Here is a 15,506-nt window from a genome sequence, read left to right as displayed (position 1 = left end):
ATTGATCTCCCCGCTGGACAGCGGGGGGCTCGGATGCCGGCTCGGCCGGCGGATGGGTGACCGGCCCGACGCGGCGGCGGGCCGTCCTAGAGGAACAGGGTGTCCGGATCGAGGCCGAGCAACAGTCGGCCGTGCAGTTCCAGATTCGTGTTCGGGGTCATCATCCCGTGCCGGGACAGGCCCTCCAGGTCCCGGTAGAAGCGCTGGAACGGCAGACTGCGCACCAGCGACGAGGCGCTGCTGACGTCGTGCAGGTCCTCGACGGCGTCCTTGAGCAACCGCAACGCGAAACCCCCCTGGCCGCGCACGGTGACGCTGTCCTCGACCGACGGATGCTCACCGGCGTCGGCGCGCTGCTGAAGGCGCTTGACGAACCCGGCGGCCAACGCCTGCGCCGCCGTGATCGCGTTCGCCGCCGCGGCGACCTTGAGCTGGACGAGCGGGTGTTCACGCGCGTCGGTCCAGTTGGTGTAGGCGATCGGCTTGCCCGGCAGGCGCTCCACGAACGTGTCGTACGCGCCCTGGGCGGCACCGACGTAGACGGCGATCGACAGCGCCGCCACATAGGTGATCAGCCCGTAGTTGCGACCTGTCGCGCCCACGTTCGAGCGGCCCCCGGTGGTGCCGGTGACGAGTTCCTCGGCGCTGGCGACGTACTGGCGGGGCACGTGCACGTCGGTGGCCGAGGTGGTGAAGCTGCCGGTGCCGGCGGCGGCCGAGACGTGCCAGTCGTCGGCGATCTCGAACTTGTCCATCGGCACGAGGGCGTACAGCGGCTCCATCTCACCGTCGGGCAGCTCACGGACCCCGGCCACGAAGTTCCAGTCGGCACCCCGGCAGCCGGTGTTGAAACCCCAGCTGCCGTTGAGCAGGAACCCGTCCTCGACCTCGGTGAACATCGCGGTGGGGGCGAGGCCGCCGGAGATGCGGACCGCACCGGAGGCGTAGATGTCCGCCTGTACCTCGTCCGGGTAGAGGGAGGCGACCCAGGCCCCCTCCATCCAGGCCGCCGCCACCCATCCGGTGGAGGCGCAGCCCCGGGAGATCTCGGTGACGATCGCGAACTGCTCGGCGAGTGACGCCTCGATCCCGCCGAACCGCTTGGGCACGCCGACCCGGAACACCCCTGCCTTCTCCAGCAGGGCGATGTTCTCGTCGGGTATCCAGCGCTGTTCCTCGGCCTGAGTGCCGTTGTCGCGCAGTCGCGGAACGATCGTACGAACCGCGTCACGCACGGCCGTCGACTCGGTCTCGCTGCCTGTCATGGGGTCTCCCTGGCTTCCTGCGGATCACCGCGGACACAGTGATGAAGTGTGACGAGGGGCGGTCATCGCACGGCAATCGCCGCGGGGGCGGGGTGCGATGACCGTTCGATGACCGGTTGATGAACCGACCGGTCGGCACCCGGGCGGGTGCGGTGCGGCGGCGGGTGGGTCCGGACCGGACGGTCAGGCGTCCGTGCCGAACGGGTTGTCGACGGCGAAACGCCAGTTCCCGTCGGGGCCCATCCGGAGCACGTCGAGGCCGACGCCCTCCAGGTGCTCGGTGCCGCCGTCCTCCAGGGGCACGTCGATCGCCCAGTCGACGACGAGCAACGCGGCGGTCCCGGTGACGTGCGACTCACGCAGGGTGGCGGTCATCCTCGGCCGCTGCGCGATGAACTCCGCGAGCGCCTCCCGGCGGGCGTCGCCGCTGAGCGGGTTCCCGGGCTCCCAGACCGAGATGGCGTCCTCGGTGTACATCGCGTCGATCACGGCCAGGTCGCCGCTGTTGAACGCCTCGATGTAGCGGTTCCCGTGTTCCTCGGCACTCCTGACGAGACTTTCGTGGTCGATGGCGGTGGTCATCTGGGGCCTCCCGGCGTCCTCGGCAAACGGCTTACGAGTGAAACTAGCGACGCGAATTCATCGCGCGCCCACCGTCCGTCATTACGCAGAAATCGGGTCAACGGGCATCAATGGTTACCCGCCAATGACCACCCATTGAGCAACCGACCGCAGGATGACGTTGAGAAGATCACGCCACCGCGCCCAGCCAACGCCTCCTCCGGTAAGGAAAAGCGCTTTGACGTCTATCGCTGTTATCGGAATGTCCTGCCGGCTACCGGCCGCCGCCGACCCCGGTGCTTTCTGGGCGCTGCTCCGCGCCGGTGCGAGTGGGCTGAGCACGGGGACCGACGGACGCCGCCGTGGTCGGCTCGACCAGGTCGGGGACTTCGACGCCGAGTTCTTCGCGGTCTCGCCACGCGAGGCCGCGGCGATGGACCCGCAGCAGCGGCTCGTGCTCGAACTCGCCTGGGAGGCGTTGGAGGACGCGGCGACGGCGCCGGAGACGTTGCGGGGCAGCGACACGGCCGTTTTCGTGGGCGCGCTACGCGACGACTACGCCAACCTGCTGTACCGGCAGGGGACCGGGGCCGTCACCGCCCACACGATGGCCGGCCTGAACCGCGGGGTGATCGCCAACCGCGTCTCGTACTTCCTGGACCTGCACGGGCCGAGCGTGACGGTCGACGCCGCGCAGGCCTCGTCACTCGTCGCCGTGCACCTGGCCTGCGAGAGCCTGCGCAGCGGGGAGTCCGGCATGGCCATCGCCGCCGGCGTGACCCTGGACCTGCTGGCCGAGCAGGCCGTCGTACAGGAGCGGTTCGGCGCGCTGTCCCCCGACGGGGAGAGTTACGCCTTCGACGCGCGGGCCAACGGCTTCGTGCCCGGCGAGGGCGGCGCGGTGGTCGTCCTCAAACCGCTGGACCGCGCCGTGGCCGACGGCGACCGGATCTACGGGGTGATCCGCGGCAGCGCCGTCAACCACGGCGGAGCCGCCCCCTCCCTCACCGTGCCCGACGCCCACGCCCAGGCCGAGGTGTTGCGGGAGGCGTACCGCCGGGCCGGTGTCGAGCCCGGCGAAGTCCAGTACGTCGAGGCGCACGGCACGGGCACCCCGCTCGGCGACCCGATCGAGGCCACCGCGCTCGGCGACGCGCTGGGGCGGGGCCGGCCGGCGGCGCAGACCCTGCGCATCGGGTCGGCGAAGACGAACGTCGGGCACCTCGAGGCCGCCGCCGGGATCGTCGGTCTACTCAAGGTGCTGCTCAGCCTGGTACACCGCGAGCTTCCGCCGCACCGCAACTTCACCAGTCCCAACCCCGCGATCCCGTTCCACGAACTCGGTATCGAGGTGCAACGGGAGCTGACCCCGTGGCCGCACCCGCAGCGCCGGCTGATCGCCGGGGTCAGCTCCTTCGGCATGGGCGGCACGAACTGCCACGTCGTCGTCGCGGCGGCCCCGCCGGCCCCGGACGTCGCCCGACCCGACGGCGACCCGGCCCCCGCACCGGTCGCCTGGGTGCTCAGCGCCCGCAACCGGGCGGCGCTGAGCGCCCAGGCCGACCGGTTGGGCTCGGCCGTCGCGGCCGACGACCCGGACATCGTGGACGTCGGCTGGACGCTGGCCACCGGCCGGGCCCGGTTCGCCCACCGGGCCGTCGTGCTCGGCGACGACAGCGGGGAACTCCGGGAGCGGCTGGCCGCGCTGGCCGCCGGCCGACCGGCGTCCGGTCTGGTGACGGCGACGGCCCGACCCGGTGCGCTCGGCATCGTGTTCACCGGTCAGGGCAGCCAGCGGGCCGGCATGGGCCGGCAGCTGTACGCCCGCTTCCCGCGTTACGCGGCGGCGTTCGACGAGGTCTGCGCACACCTGGACCGGCACCTGGACCGTCCGCTCGCCGAGGTGATCGCCTCGGGCGAGGATCTCGACGAGACCGGCTTCACCCAACCCGCCCTGTTCGCGGTGGAGGTGGCGCTGTACCGGCTCGTCGAGTCCTGGGGGGTCCGGCCGGCCCGGCTCGTCGGCCACTCCATCGGCGAGCTGGCGGCGGCGCACGTGGCGGGCGTGCTGTCGGTGGCCGACGCCTCGACCCTGGTCGCCGCACGGGGCAGGTTGATGCAGGCGCTACCCGCCGGGGGCGCGATGGTCGCCGTCCAGGCCGGTGAGCAGGAGGTCACGGCCCTGCTCGAACCGTACCGGGACGTCGCCGGGATAGCGGCGGTGAACGGTCCCGAGGCCGTCGTGGTCTCCGGCACCGCGCAGGCCGTGGACGCGGTCAGCGCCGAACTGGCCGGCCTGGGGCGTCGTAGTCGTCGCCTCACCGTCTCCCACGCCTTCCACTCGCCGCTGATGCAACCGATGCTCGCGGACTTCCGGGCGGTCGTCGCCACCCTGGAGCTACGGCCACCACGGATACCCGTGGTCTCCACGGTGCTGGGTCGGCCGCTGGACGCGGCGGAGGCGACCGACCCGGGGTACTGGGTCGACCAGGTGCGACGTCCGGTCCGTTTCCTCGACGCGGTACGTGCGGTGGAGGCCGACGGCGTCACGACGTACCTCGAACTGGGTCCCGACGCGGTCTGCGCGGCCCTGGTCGACGCCGCCGTGGTCGACCGGACGGGCTCCACCGCGGTCGCCGCGCTGCGCGCCGGCCGGGACGAGACGCGGACCCTGCTCGACGCCGTGGCCCGGGTGTTCGTCACCGGCGCGGCCGAGGTGGACTGGGCCGCCGTGCACGGCCGGCACGACGCGCGGCGGATCGCCCTGCCGACCTACCCGTTCCAACGGGAACGGCACTGGCTGCGCGACGGCGACTCCCCCGCGCCGGCCGACGCCGCACCGGCCACCGCCGCCCGGCAGCCGACCGCACCGGCACCGGCGCTCGCGGCGTCGACCGTCGGGCGCGTGCCGCCGGCCGACCCGGCGGCGCTGACCGAGCTGGTCCAGACCCACGTCAACGCGGTCCTGGGGGCCGACGCCGGACGTCACCTCGCCCTGGAGCAGACCTTCCGGGAACTCGGCTTCGACTCGCTGATGGCGGTCGAGCTGCGCGACGCCCTGTCCGCAGCGACCGGCCTGGCACTGCCCAGCGGACTGCTCTTCGACCGGCCCACCCCGGGTGAGCTGATCGACCATCTGCTCACCCGGCTCGACCCCGCCGGTGAGCCGACCGTCGACGTTCCGCAGGCCCCCACCGACCCGGTCGAACCGATCGCCGTCATCGGCATGGCCTGCCGCTACCCCGGCGGGGTCAGCTCCCCCGAGGAGCTCTGGCAACTGGTCGCCGACGGCACCGACGCCGTCGCGGGATTCCCCACCGACCGGGGGTGGCCCGAGCACCTCTGCGCCGACCCGGACGGCACCCCACCCGGCACCGTCGACCAGGGCGGATTCCTGTACGACGCCGCGCTGTTCGACGCCGACTTCTTCGGCATCTCCCCCCGCGAGGCGCTGGCGATGGACCCCCAGCAGCGGCTGCTGCTGGAGACCGCATGGGAGGCCCTGGAACGGGCCGGTCTGGACCCGCGATCGGTGCGGGGCAGCCGGACCGGGGTGTTCGTCGGCGGCACCACCCTGGACTACGGACCCCGGATGCACCACGCGGCCGACGAGGTCGCCGGTCACGTGTTGACCGGCTCGACCAGCAGCCTGATGTCGGGCCGCATCGCCTACCAGCTCGGCCTGCTCGGGCCGGCCCTCACCATCGACACCGCCTGCTCCTCGTCGTTGGTCGCCCTGCACACGGCGGTGCGTTCGCTGCGCTCCGGCGAATCGTCCATGGCGCTCGCCGGCGGCGCGGCGGTCATGTCCGGCCCCGGGATGTTCGCCGAGTTCTCCCGCCAGGGGGGCCTCGCCCCGGACGGGCGCAGCAAGCCGTTCGCCGCCGCCGCGGACGGGACCTCGTGGGCCGAGGGGGTGGGGATGCTGGTGGTGGAACGGCTCTCCGACGCCCGCCGCCACGGTCACCCGGTGCTGGCCGTCATCCGGGGCACGGCGGTCAACTCCGACGGCCCCTCCAACGGGCTCACCGCACCCCACGGACCGTCCCAGGAACGGGTCATCCGCGCCGCGCTCGCCGACGCCCGGCTGACACCGGCCGACATCGACGCGGTCGAGGCACACGGCACCGGCACCCGGCTCGGCGACCCGATCGAGGCGGAGGCGCTGCTGGCCACCTACGGCCGGGACCGGGACGGCACCGGCCCGGTGCTGTTGGGGTCACTCAAGTCGAACATCGGCCACACCCAGGCGGCGGCCGGGGTGGGCGGGCTGATCAAGATGGTGCAGGCGATGCGGCACGGCACCCTGCCCCGTACCCTGCACGTCGACTGGCCGACACCGCACGTGGACTGGTCGGCCGGCACGGTGGAGCTGCTGACCACCGCGCGCCCGTGGCCACGCACCGGGCGTCCCCGCCGGGCGGCGGTGTCCTCGTTCGGCATCAGCGGTACGAACGCCCATGTCGTGATCGAGGAGGGCGAGCCGTGGCCCGAGCCCCCGCCGCAGGCACCCGGGCCGTTCCCCGTGCCCTGGGCGGTCTCGGGCCGGGACCGGGCGGCGCTGACCGACCAGGCCCGTCGCCTGCGTGCCCGGGTGGCCGGGACGCCCGAGGTGGACCCCGCCTCGGTCGCCCGCTCACTGGCCACCACGCGCACGGCCTTCGAGGAGCGGGCCGTGGTGCTCGGCACCGGCCGGACCGAACTCCTCGCCGGCCTCGACGCCCTGATCGAGGGACGGCCACACCGGTCGGTGCTCGTCGGGACCGCCAGGCGGGCGGACCGGACCGCGTTCGTCTTCACCGGCCAGGGCGCCCAGCGCCTCGGCATGGGACGCGAGCTGCACACCGCCGCGCCGGTCTTCGCGGCGGCGTTCGACGCCGTGTGCGCCGCGTTCGCGCCCCACCTCGACCGGCCGTTGCGGGACGTCGTCTTCGCCGCGCCCGGCACGGCGGACGCCGACCGGCTGCACCACACCGCGTACACCCAGCCGGCCCTGTTCGCGGTCGAGGTCGCCCTCACCCGACTGCTCGAACACCACGGGCTGGTGCCGGACCTGGTCGCCGGACACTCCATCGGGGAGCTCGCCGCCGCCCACGTCGCCGGGGTGTGGTCGCTTGACGACGCGGCGCGGCTGGTCGCCGCCCGGGGACGGGCGATGCAGGCGGCGCGGACCGGCGGCGCGATGGCCGCGATCGAGGCCGGTGAGGCCGAACTCCGACCCGACCTGGCCGGGTGGGACGACGCGGTGAGCATCGCGGCGGTCAACGGGCCACGGGCCGTGGTCATCTCCGGTGACGGCGAGGCGGTCGCGGACGTCACCACGCGCTGGGCGGCGCAGGGCCGCCGGACCCGGACGTTGGCGGTCAGCCACGCCTTCCACTCGGCACACATGGACGCGGTGCTCGACGAGTTCCGGGTCACCGCCAGGCGGGTCACCTACCACCCGCCGCGCATCCCGTTCGTGTCCACGGTCACCGGCGGGCTCGTCACCGACGGCGACCTCGCCGCCGCCGACTACTGGGTCGGGCAGATCCGCGACACGGTCCGGTTCGCCGACGCGACCCGCGCCCTGCGCGACGCGGGGGCCGGACTGTTCGTCGAGGTCGGACCGGACGCGGCGCTGACCCCGCTGGTGCACGACTGCCTCCCCGACGAGCCGGTGGCCGTCGTGCCGGTGCTCCGCCGTGACCTCGCCGAGGCCGGCACGTTCGTCGCCGCGTTGGGGCAGGCCCACGTGGCCGGCGCGACGGTCGACCTGTCGGCGCTGACGCCTGACGCCGGCACCGTCGAACTCCCCACGTACGCGTTCCAACGCACCCGGTTCTGGCTGGCCGGCGACCCGACGCCGGATCCGCGCGGCCTCGGCCTCGACCGGGGTGGTCACCCGCTGCTCGGGGCCGGGACGACCGTCGCCGGCCGCGACGAACTGGTGCTCGTCGGCAGGTTGAGCCTGGCCGAGCAGCCCTGGCTGGCCGGGCACGTGGTCGGCGGCGCGGTGCTGCTGCCGGCCGCGGCGCTGGTGGAACTCGCCGTCGCCGCCGGGCTGCGGTGTGGCGTACCGCAGCTCGACGAGCTGACCCTGGAGGTGCCGCTGCGGCTCGACCGTCCCGTCCGGGTGCAGGTCGTGGTCGCGGCACCCGGCCCCGACGGCACCCGCGACGTCGGGATCTACGCCGCCGACGAGACGACCGGGCCGGCGGGGACGGACTGGACCCGGCATGCGTCAGGTGCGCTGAGCCCCGCCGGGGAGGCCCCGCCGATGCCGGTGGCCTGGCCGCCGGCCGGGGCGGTGGCCGAGGCCGGCGACGACGCGTACCCGGAACTGGCCGCCCTCGGCTACGACTACGGCCCGGCCTTCCGTGGCCTGCGTGCCCGGTGGCGGCACGGCGCGGACCGGTACGCCGAGATCAGCCTGCCCGCCGAGCTGCGCGACGAGGCGGCCCGGTACGCCCTGCACCCGGCCCTGCTCGACGCCGCCCTGCACGCCCTGGTCCTGGACCGTGCGCCAGGGGACGCCGGTCACCTGATCAACCTGCCGTTCGTCTGGGCCGGTGTCCAGGTGCACGCGACCGGGGCGACGGACGTCCGGGTCCGGATCACCGACGCCGACGGCGACGCGGCCACGGTGGAACTGGCCGAGGTCACCGGCCGGCCGGTGGCCACCGTCCGGGTCCTCACCCTGCGCGCGGCGCCGGCCGACCGGCTCGCCGCTGACCCGGGGGGCCGGTTGCACGTCCTGGAGTGGCCCGCCGTGGCGGCTCCGGCCGGGGACGTCCCCTCGTGGGTGGAGATCACCGACGATCCCGGGCCGGCCCGGAACACGCCGTTCGCCGTGGTGCGCCTCGGCGGCGACGACCCCGGTCCGCGGGAGCCGTACGCGACCACGGCCCGGGTGCTGCGGCTCGTGCAGGACTGGTTGGCCGATCCGGAACTGCTCGACACCCGACTGGCCGTCGTCACCCGGCACGCCGTGTCCACCGGCCCCGGTGAGGGCGTCGGGGACCTGGACGCCGCGCCCGTCTGGGGTCTGCTGCGCTCCGCCCAGGCCGAGCATCCCGGCCGGTTCGTCCTGGTGGACCTCGACGACCGGGGCGACGACCTGCTGGGCGTCGCGCTCGCGACCGGGGAGCCGCAGGTCGCGGTCCGGGCCGGGCAGCTGCGGGTGCCCCGGTTGACGCCGCTCGCCGACCCCGGGCCGACCCCACCCGTGCCGTTTCCCGGGGCCGACGGCACGGTGTGGATCGTCGGTGGCACCGGAGGGCTCGGCGCGTTGCTGGCCCGTCATCTCGTTGCGACGCACGGGGTGCGCAGGCTGGTGTTGAGCAGCAGGCGCGGACCGGACAGCCCCGGTGCCGCCGAGCTGTCGGCGGCACTCACCGACGCCGGCGCCGAGGTGCGGATCGTCGCCGCGGACGCCACCGACCGCGACCACCTCCTGCGCGTACGCGACGACATTCCGGCCGACCATCCGCTGACGACGATCGTGCACACGGCGGGTGTGCTGGCCGACGCGACGGTGCAGGCCCTCACCCCGGAGCAGATCGACACGGTGCTGCGGCCGAAGGTGACCGCCGCCCGGCACCTGCACGAGCTGACCCGCGGGCAACCCGTCACCCTCGTGTTGTTCTCCTCGGTCTCGGGTCTGCTGGGCACGCCGGGGCAGGCGAACTACGCGGCGGCCAACGCGTACCTCGACGCGCTCGCCGCGTACCGGCGGGCGGCCGGGTCACCGGCGGTGTCACTGGCGTGGGGACTGTGGGACGCCTCGGCCGGGATGGGCGCGCGACTCACCGACGCGGACGTCGGCCGGTGGCACCGGGCCGGGGTCACGCCGTTGTCGCCGCAGGCCGGTCTGGCGCTGTTCGACGCGGCGGTGGCGCGTACCGACCACGCGCTGCTGGTGCCGGCGGGGATCGTCACCCGCGCCCACGGCTCGGCCGACGACACCGTGGCCGCCGTCCTGCGGGGCCGGACCCGGCCCGGGCAACCCGCACGGCCGGCGGCGACGGCGGGCCGGGTGGCGGGCGGGGCGGTGCAGGGCCTCGCCGCCGAGATCACCGCCCTGGCCGAGGAGGACCGCCAGCCACGGGTACGGGAACTGGTGCGGCAGCTGACGGCGAGGGCCCTGGGGCACCCCGACGGGAGCAGGATCGACCCGGACCGTCCGTTCAAGGATCTGGGGCTGGACTCGTTGGGCAGCGTCGAGCTGCGCAATCAGCTCGGCGAAGTCACGCAGCTGCGGCTACCCGCCACCGTCGTGTTCGACCATCCGTCGGTGGGGGCGTTGACCCGCTACCTGCTCGACCGCCTCACCAACACCACCAACACCACCACCGCCGTCACCCGCACCACCACCCACACCACCGACGAACCCATCGCCATCATCGGCATGGGCTGCCACTACCCCGGCAACGCCAACACCCCCGACGAACTCTGGCACCTCATCACCACCACCACCGACGCCATCACCACATTCCCCACCAACCGAGGCTGGCACCTCGACACCCTCTACCACCCCGACCCCGACCACCCCGGCACCACCTACACCCAACACGGCGGCTTCCTCCACAACGCCGACCAATTCGACGCCGAATTCTTCAACATGTCACCCCGCGAAGCCACCGCCACCGACCCCCAACAACGACTCCTCCTCCACACCGCCTGGGAAACCCTCGAACACGCAGGCATCAACCCCACCACCCTCCACGGCACCAACACCGGAGTCTTCATCGGCACCATGTACGACGACTACGCGACGGGGCGACCGAACCCGCCGAAGGACCACGAGGGTTTCCTGCTCGCCGGCAACCTGTCCAGTGTGGCGTCGGGGCGGATCGCGTACACCCTCGGCCTCCAAGGCCCCGCCATCACCATCGACACCGCCTGCTCATCCTCACTCGTCGCACTCCACCTCGCCGCCACCGCACTCCGCAACCACGAATGCGACCTCGCCCTCACCGGCGGCGCCACCATCATGACCCAACCCCACACCTTCACCGAATTCGCCCGCCAACGCGGACTCGCCCCCGACGGACGCTGCAAACCCTTCTCCACCCACGCCGACGGCACCGGCTGGTCCGAAGGCGCCGGACTCCTCCTCCTCCAACGCCTCACCGACGCCCAACAACAAGGCCACCACATCCACGCCATCATCCGCGGCAGCGCCATCAACCAAGACGGCGCCTCCAACGGACTCACCGCACCCAACGGACCCGCCCAACAACGCGTCATCCACCAAGCCCTCCACAACGCCGGACTCCAACCCCACGACATCACCCTCATCGAAGCCCACGGCACCGGCACCCGACTCGGCGACCCCATCGAAGCCCAAGCCCTCCTCGCCACCTACGGACAACACCGCGACCAACCACTCTGGCTCGGCTCCCTCAAATCCAACCTCGGCCACACCCAGGCCGCCGCCGGCGTCGGCGGCATCATCAAAGTGATCGAAGCCATCCGCCACGCCACCCTCCCCCCCACCCTCCACGCCGACGAACCCACCCCCCACGTCGACTGGACCACCGGCAACATCAAACTCCTCACCCACGCCCGACCCTGGCCGGACACCGACCGACCCCGCCGCGCCGCCGTCAGCAGCTTCGGCATCAGCGGCACCAACGCCCACGTCATCCTCGAACAACCACCCACCCCACCCACCCCACCACCACCCACCACCAACCCCCCACCCCACCAACCCCTCATCATCTCCGCCCACAACCACCACACCCTCACCCAACAAGCCACCCGACTCCACCACCACCTCACCAACCACCCCCACCTCAACCCCACCGACGTCGGTTTCTCACTGGACACCACGCGGGCGGTGCTGCCGTGGCGGGCCGCCGTGGTCGGCGGCGACCGGACGGAACTCCTGACCCGGTTGGCCGCCCTGGCCGCCGGGGAATCCGGTCCCGGCGTGCTGCACGGCCGGCTCGCCGGCCCGGACCGCAGACGGGTGGCGTTCCTGTTCACCGGCCAGGGCAGCCAGCGGCTGGGCATGGGCCGCGAGCTGTACGCGCAGCACCAGGTGTTCGCCGAGAGCCTCGACGCGGTCTGCGCCCACCTCGACCCCGAACTGCCCCGCCCGTTGCGGACCGTGCTGTTCGCCGAACCCGGCACCGCCGACTCCGCCCTGCTGGACCAGACCAGGTACACCCAGGCCGCCCTCTTCGCCGTCGAGGTGGCGCTGTACCGGACGGTCGAGCGGTACGGGATCAGGGCGGACTACCTGTTGGGGCACTCGATCGGTGAGGTCACCGCCGCCCACCTGGCCGGCGTCTGGGACCTGCGCGACGCCTGCACGGTGGTGGCCGCCCGTGGCCGGCTCATGCAGTCCGCCCGGGAGGACGGCGCGATGCTGGCGGTGCAGGCCGGCGAGGACGAGGTGCGCTGCGCGATAGCCGAGTTGCCGGCACCGGCCGGGGTGGCCGTCGCGGCGCTCAACGCACCGGCGGCGACAGTCGTCTCGGGGGACCGCGCCGCGGTGGACACCCTCGCCGCGACGCTGCGGGCCCGGGGCACCCGGACACACCGGTTGCCGGTCAGTCACGCCTTCCACTCCGCGCACATGGACGAGGTGCTCGACGCGTTCCGTACCGTGCTGGCCGGGCTGACCTTCCACGAGCCGTCGATCCCGATCGTGTCGAACCTCACCGGCGCCCTCGCCGATCCCGCCGAACTGGTCACGCCTGACTACTGGGCCCGGCAGATCCGCGGCACCGTCCACTTCCACCAGGGCGTCCTGTCGCTCGACTCGCTCGGGGTCGGCGGCTACCTGGAGATCGGTCCGGCCGGCGTGCTCACCGCGCTGGCCCGGGAGTGCCTGCCCGACGCCGACCCCGACCTCGTCCTCACCCCGCTGCTCGATGCCAGGACGTCCGAGTCGTCCGCCGTCACCACCGCGCTCACCCGGCTCCGGCTCGCCGGCACCCCGTGGGACGCCACGGCGGTGTTCCCGGGCGGCCGCCGGACCACCCTGCCGACGTACGCGTTCCACACCCGACGGTACTGGTTGCCGACGCCGGCCGCCGACGGTGGCAGCCTGGGCCATCCGCTGCTGCACACCGCCGTGGAGCTGGCCGGACGCGCCGCCCACGTGTTCAGCGGTCAGGTCGACCTGGCCACCGCGCCGTGGCTCGCCGACCACCGCATCCAGGGGGTGGTGCTGCTGCCCGGCACCGCCCTGCTGGAACTGGTGCTCCGGGCCGGCGAGGAGATCGGCTGCGCACAGGTGGCGGAGCTGTCGGTGCTCCGGCCGCTGGTGGTGCCCGACCACGGACCCCTGCACCTGCAACTGCTCGTGACCGAACCGGACGCGCACGGCGCGCGCGGGGTGGAACTGCACGCCCGTGCCGACGGGCAGCAGCCGTGGACGTCCCACGCCACCGGCACCGTCGCCCCGGCGCAGGACGCCGGTGCCGCGGAGCTGCTGGCCTGGCCACCGCCGGACGCCGTGGAGGTGGACCTCGACGGCGGTTACGACCGGCTCGCGGAACAGGGCCACGAGTACGGCCCGGCGTTCCGTGGCCTGCGCCGGATGTGGCGTGCCGACGCGGTGCACTACGCCGAGGTGGCGCTGGACGAGGCGGACCGTGCCGCCGCCGGAGGCTTCGTCGTCCACCCGGCGCTGCTGGACGCCGCACTGCACCCGCTGCTGCCGATCGCCGCCGGAGACGACGGACGCTCCCTCGTGCCGTTCGCCTGGTCGCAGGTGCGGGTCGTGGCGGCGGGCGCGACGACCCTGCGGGTCAGGCTCGTGGAGACCGGCCCGGACACCGTGGCGCTGACCGTCACCGACGGCGGCGGCGCCCTCGTCGCCCGGATCGGGTCGCTGACCCTGCGCCCACCCGTCGCACAGCCGGGGCGCGACGTCGTCGCGGACGCGCTGCTACGGGTCGACTGGGTGCCGGCGCCGGCGGGGCCGCCCGCCCGGCCGACGGCCCAGTGGTGGACCGACGACCTCGCCGTCACCGGGGACGCGGTGCCCCCGTTGGTGGTGGTGCCCGTGCCGGCGACGGACGCCGATCCGGGTGCGGTGGTCCGGCACGCCCTCGACGTCGTACAGCGCTGGCTGGCCGACGACCGGTTCGCCGACGGCCGGCTCGTCCTGCTGACCCGGGGGGCGGCCGGGCCGGGCCCACCGACCCGCGCGGGCCTGGCGCAGGCCGGGGTATGGGGCCTGGTCCGCTCCGCGCAGACCGAGCAACCGGGAAGGATCGTCCTGGTCGACGCGGACGAGCCCGACGAGGCGGTGGTGGGCGCGGCCGTGGCCCTCGGCGAGCCGCAGGTGGCGGTCCGCGCCGGGCAGATGTTCGTACCCCGGTTGGCCCGCGCCACCGGCGGACCCCGGTCCGAGGGGCCGCGCTGGGACGCGGGCACCGTCCTCGTCACCGGTGCGACCGGCTCACTGGGCCGGGTCCTGGTCCGGCACCTGGTGCACGAGCACGGCGTCCGGGACCTGCTCCTGGTCAGTCGGCAGGGGGCGGACGCCCCGCACGCGGCGGAGCTGGCCGAGGAACTGGCCGGGTCGGGGACCCGGGTCCGGTTCGCCGCCTGCGACGTCGCCGACCGGGCGGCGCTGGCCGCCGTCCTCGCCGAGCATCCCGTGCACGCCGTCGTGCACACGGCGGGGGTGCTGGACGACGGCGTGGTGACCGCGCTGACCGACGACCAGCTGGCCGGGGTGTTGCGCCCCAAGGTGACGGCGGCGGCGAACCTGCACGAGCTCACCCTCGGCCTGGATCTCGCGGCGTTCGTGCTGTACTCGTCGGTGGCCGGGGTGCTGGGCACCGCCGGGCAGGCCAACTACGCGGCCGGCAACACCTACCTCGACGCGCTCGCCGCCCACCGACGCGCCGAGGGGTTGCCCGGCACCTCCCTGGCCTGGGGTCTGTGGGAGCAGGCGAGCGAGCTGACCGGCCACCTGACCGACGGCGACCGCCAACGGCTCAGCCGGTCCGGTCTGCGACCGCTGGCCAGCGACGAGGCGATGGTCCTCTTCGACGCCGCGGTGTCCGGCGACGATCCGGCGTACGCGCTGACCCGGCTCGACCTGGCCACGCTGCGGGCCGGTGACGAGGTGCCCCCGATGCTGCGCGGACTGGTTCCCGCCCCCGCGCGCCCCCGGTCCGCCGCGCCGGCCACCGGTGCGCCCGCAGGTCCGCGACTGGCTGACCTGCCACCCGCGCAGCGCCGGCACGTCCTCACCGACCTGGTCCGTAACCAGGTGGCGGCGGTCCTCGGCCACGGCGACCCGACCGGACTCGACGGCGCCCGGGCCCTACAGGACCTGGGCCTGGACTCGCTGACCGCCGTGGAGCTGCGCAACCGGCTCGGCCACGCGGTCGGCGTACGGTTGCCCGCCGCCGTGGTCTTCGACCATCCCACGGTCGACGCCCTCGCCGCCTTCATCGACGACCTCGTCGGACCCGCCGAGGGGGCCGAAGCCGAGGCGCTGCTGACCGACCTGGACCGCCTCGGTCAGACCCTGCGGGCGGCGGTCGAGGGCGGTGTCCTGGGCGAGGCACACGATCCGATCACGGCGCGGCTGCGCGACCTGCTCCGGGTCGTCACGACCGACACCGACGCCGACGCCGACCTGGACGTGGCAAGTGACGAGGAGCTGTTCGCGCTGATCGACGAGGGCGACTGACCGGCCGCCCGCACCTGGCCCTGACGCAA

3 protein-coding genes are annotated in these 15,506 nt (G+C 74.0%); 1 reads left to right on the top strand and 2 read right to left on the bottom strand.

Annotated features, from left to right (window positions below):
- Positions 1 to 86 precede the first annotated feature (86 nt).
- Together ACWCHM_RS07720 and ACWCHM_RS07715 are read right to left on the bottom strand one after the other, a co-directional pair.
- Entirely contained in the window at positions 87 to 1,265 is a 1,179-nt protein-coding gene (locus ACWCHM_RS07720; protein WP_204961474.1) for an acyl-CoA dehydrogenase family protein, read from the bottom strand.
- 183 nt (positions 1,266 to 1,448) lie between these two features.
- Positions 1,449 to 1,847 carry a YybH family protein gene (locus ACWCHM_RS07715; RefSeq protein WP_204961473.1) on the bottom strand — a complete coding sequence of 133 codons (399 nt, stop codon included), beginning with the start codon at positions 1,845 to 1,847 and terminating at the stop codon, positions 1,449 to 1,451.
- Between the two features lie 217 nt (positions 1,848 to 2,064).
- On the opposite strand from ACWCHM_RS07715, the gene ACWCHM_RS07710 reads away from it, so the two are divergent.
- Positions 2,065 to 15,477, top strand: coding sequence for an SDR family NAD(P)-dependent oxidoreductase (locus ACWCHM_RS07710; RefSeq protein WP_454221871.1), 13,413 nt, complete (start codon positions 2,065 to 2,067; stop codon positions 15,475 to 15,477).
- The last annotated feature ends 29 nt before the right edge of the window (positions 15,478 to 15,506 follow it).

The organism is Micromonospora sp. SCSIO 07396 (genome assembly GCF_053667945.1).
Note: the sequence above shows the minus strand (reverse complement) of the source record. Positions and strands in the feature narration are given on the sequence as shown.